The sequence below is a fragment of the Paramuribaculum intestinale genome, assembly GCF_003024925.1.
Lineage (GTDB): Bacteria > Bacteroidota > Bacteroidia > Bacteroidales > Muribaculaceae > Paramuribaculum > Paramuribaculum intestinale.
Genome location: NZ_PUED01000220.1, coordinates 1 through 3,474, shown reverse-complemented (window position 1 = coordinate 3,474; position 3,474 = coordinate 1). Strand labels below are relative to the sequence as shown.

Below are 3,474 nucleotides of genomic sequence, written 5' to 3'. Positions count from 1 at the left end.
GTTAAATACAAGAGTATATCGATTTTTTGAAAGAACAACCTATTCATCTTTCGATAACTTTTGCTATAGCGACATTAGTTTTTCATTCTTGCATACCGCACTATAGTAAAGGCTTTTTTCACCATGGCTTATTGCCCACATGCCAAAGAGATGGTAACTTTGCACAATAAAAACAACTCGAACGATTATGAGTCCGATTGATTATACACTCAACGAAGCCATCAAAGAGGCACAACGCTGTCTCCACTGCAAGGTGCCGGGCTGCAAGAAAGGATGCCCCATAAACAACGACATCCCCGAATGGATCGCACAGCTCGCCAAAGGCAATTTCGGCAATGCCATGACCATAATAAATGCCCGGAGCAATCTCCCGGCTGTATGCGGAAGAGTCTGCGGCCACGAACGCCAGTGTGAGGGCAACTGTGTGCTTGGTAAGAAGGGCGAGGCCATACATATAGGAAAACTCGAGCGTTTTCTGGCCGACTTCGACAGTGAGGCCGGATGGAGTCATGAGTATATTCCTGAAAAATCACGCGGACGGGTGGCCGTAATAGGTTCGGGTCCTGCCGGACTGACCATTGCCGGCGATCTGTCGCGCAAAGGGTTTGCCGTCGAGATATTCGAAATGGAGGCCGAGCCCGGAGGCATGCTGAAATTCGGCATACCGGAGTACCGTCTGCCCAAAGAGGTGGTAAGCCGCGAAATCAGCAAGATCGAAAAACTCGGCGTAAAAATACATCTCAACACGACTGCCGGCAAAGACTTCACTGTCGATGATCTATTCGCCGACGGCTTCGACGCCGTGTTCATCGGCACCGGTACCGGCGTGCCAAAACGGCTTGACATACCGGGCATCGAACACCCGGGAGTGCGACAGGCCATCCGATTTCTGCGACGAGTAAGCCTTTACGAAAGCGGCTATATGTCGCGCGACGAAGTGGTGGTAGGCGACGGCGACCGCGTAGCAATCATCGGTTGCGGCAACACAGCGATGGATGCCGCCCGCACTGCCCTACGGATGGGCGCGAAAGAAGTCACAGTGATATATCACCGGTATATCGACACCATGTCGGCACTCCGAGCCGAATACGATGACGCAGTGGCGGAGGGTGTCAAATTCCTTTGGAATACAACTGTCGTGGCCGTCAAAGGCGGCGAGGGCCGACATCTGCAATCAATCACCGTCGAAAGCGACGGCAAACGCCATGAAATGCCCGTCGACCGGCTGATACAGGCCATCGGATCCGTGCCGGCATCACGTATTATATCCACCACAGAAGGTATTGATGTCAACGAACGCGGATATGTACTCACCCGCGACACTCCTTACGGTATGACCACACGCAAGGGCGTGTTTGCCGGAGGCGATGTCACCGACCGACCCGCTACGGTAGTTCACGCGATGCAGGACGCCAAAAACGTCGCCGAAGGGATCGCCCGATACATCGATGCAGTGAAACTTATGGAAACGATAGAATAGTCGCCCAAGGACGCCCTCCGTAATATTTCCATCAAAACCAATCAATTACCGTCCATTCAACGCCTATACAACGAGCTGAAGGCAACAGACATGCGCAATGTTTTTTGAAAAAACATTGCGCATGTCAAAAAAAAGACATAACTTTGCACCGCAAAACCGCAGAAGGAAAGATGCCGGAGTGGTCGATCGGGACGGTCTCGAAAACCGTTGTACCCTTACGGGTACCCAGGGTTCGAATCCCTGTCTTTCCGCAACCCTTACTGAAAATCAACCACTTGCAAAATAGTGGGGCAGAAAGTGGGGCAGAAACAAAGAAAACGTCCTTTTTGGGGCGTTTTCTTGTTTCTTTCAGGTGCGTTTCCCAACGAGCCTGAATCAAAATAAACCAAAATGAGAAAAGTTTGCCATTATCTTTGATTCTTTATTTTCTTGATTAGCCATATCACAGCAATCACTATGACCACAACAAGGATGCCAATAGAAATACCTCCGACTTCTTGCTTGACCTGTTCCCATTTTGACAACTGTCTTTCAACCGGCATAGGCATTTGATTGGATTCTTCTATCAGGGCCATCAGTTCCGTTTTTTGTGCTGTCAGTAGGCTATCGATATATTGACGAGTAATTTCTGTTGTTTTATTATTTTCCGTTGTAGTCGTTCGGTCGCTTTTCTGTATCCGGTCGCGGTATCGCTCCTTAGAAATTATATCCCCAGCTTCGTTAATATGAAGCACAATGCTATCCCTGACTGCGACACTATCACGGGCAGAGATGCTATCACGTCTTTGTTCCAACACTCGGATTTCATTCAGAAGATTCTGAACACGCTGCATCAAAATCTCTGAATTTTGTGAAATACTATCAGTCTTGGATGATTCCACCGGGATATAACGTTGACTTCGACATCCCGACATCCCTATGAACAAAATTGCCATAAGGAAGATAACAAACTTGGATTTCATATTAGAGGGTAATTGTTTAATCGCTGGAAGTCTGAACAGATGAAGTATCTTCCTCCGTAGTCATTGTTACCACGGCCTCATTAGCTCCGGCAATCTCTGACCACTGACCATTCTGCATTGCATAGGCGCACTGGTCATTAGCCGGGATTTCAGGAATTGAGGAGAGCTTCGTATTAACCGAAGTCATTTTTGTTTCCAACTGGGCCACACGCGCAATCAGAAGATTGAATGTCTGGGTTGTAATGAAACCACTAACATCAGGAATATCCGAGATTTTTGCATATATCCTTTCAGCATCCGCAGCTTTTAGATAAGGCGTGAGGTCAACCTTGGGCATAAATTTGCCAACGATTTCCCAATGGTCGCCAAGCCAAAGATACTCAATATATTCATTCTTGCCGACTTCTCCATCGGGGTCTGGTACGCAATAGATTTTATTCTTGATGTCAGATGTTGGAAGTTCATCAACGATTTCAAACGGAGATACATCAAGTTTCGTCCGTATTTCGTTTTCTGCTGTAATCTCGATGCCGTAACCGGGTGTCAGTTTGTTCTGTTTCCCATTCAATGCTGATTTTGGGGCAACATCTTCGGTTACAAATGCTTTTAGCAGAGATACAAGAAAACTGCCATTAGCATTATCTTTGGCAAAAGGGATGATTTCGTTTCCGTCAAGTTGAAGAGTGGGAATAAGTTCACTTATTTTTAAGTCTTTATCTTCCATATTGATGTTGTTATTTTCTTGTTTGATTGTTGAACCTGTTTAAAGGAGTGTATTCTTGTTATTTTCAAGGATAATATTATCCGGAGTCCTTGTTGGGATGACTTCAAAAGACTTTGTTCCATCTTTCTCAAGCAATAAAGACTTCCCATTCTCAAGACAGAAATTGAAACCATTCTCTTGCTTCAAAACGGGCTTCTTGACTTCAACAGTACAAGGATTATGAAAGGCAAGATGTGTCTGGGGTAGCCTAACATTAGACAACCCTATTTTGAGCAAGGATATTTTTACTGAACTCCTCTCCATTATGA

At 46.3% G+C, this 3,474-nt stretch carries 4 protein-coding genes and 1 tRNA gene; 2 read left to right on the top strand and 3 right to left on the bottom strand.

Going from position 1 to position 3,474, the window contains the following annotated elements; genetic code table 11:
• Positions 1-187 precede the first annotated feature (187 nt).
• The gene (locus C5O24_RS11825) at positions 188-1,480 is read left to right on the top strand and encodes an NAD(P)-dependent oxidoreductase (protein ID WP_107037024.1); all 1,293 of its coding nucleotides are present in this window, start codon (positions 188-190) and stop codon (positions 1,478-1,480) included.
• A gap of 164 nt (positions 1,481-1,644) precedes the next feature.
• A tRNA-Ser gene (locus C5O24_RS11820) sits at positions 1,645-1,731 on the top strand.
• Positions 1,732-1,887: 156 nt separating this feature from the next.
• Here the strand turns inward: C5O24_RS11820 and C5O24_RS11815 are convergent.
• The 3 genes from C5O24_RS11815 to C5O24_RS14350 all read right to left on the bottom strand — a co-directional run.
• Positions 1,888-2,442 carry a hypothetical protein gene (locus tag C5O24_RS11815; RefSeq protein ID WP_107681881.1) on the bottom strand — a complete coding sequence of 185 codons (555 nt, stop codon included), beginning with the start codon at positions 2,440-2,442 and terminating at the stop codon, positions 1,888-1,890.
• Between the two features lie 16 nt (positions 2,443-2,458).
• Positions 2,459-3,166, bottom strand: a complete 708-nt coding sequence (locus C5O24_RS11810; protein WP_107681880.1) for a hypothetical protein — start codon at positions 3,164-3,166, stop codon at positions 2,459-2,461.
• 39 nt (positions 3,167-3,205) lie between these two features.
• The coding region (locus tag C5O24_RS14350; protein WP_205961109.1) for a hypothetical protein at positions 3,206-3,474 on the bottom strand (269 nt) is incomplete at its 5' end.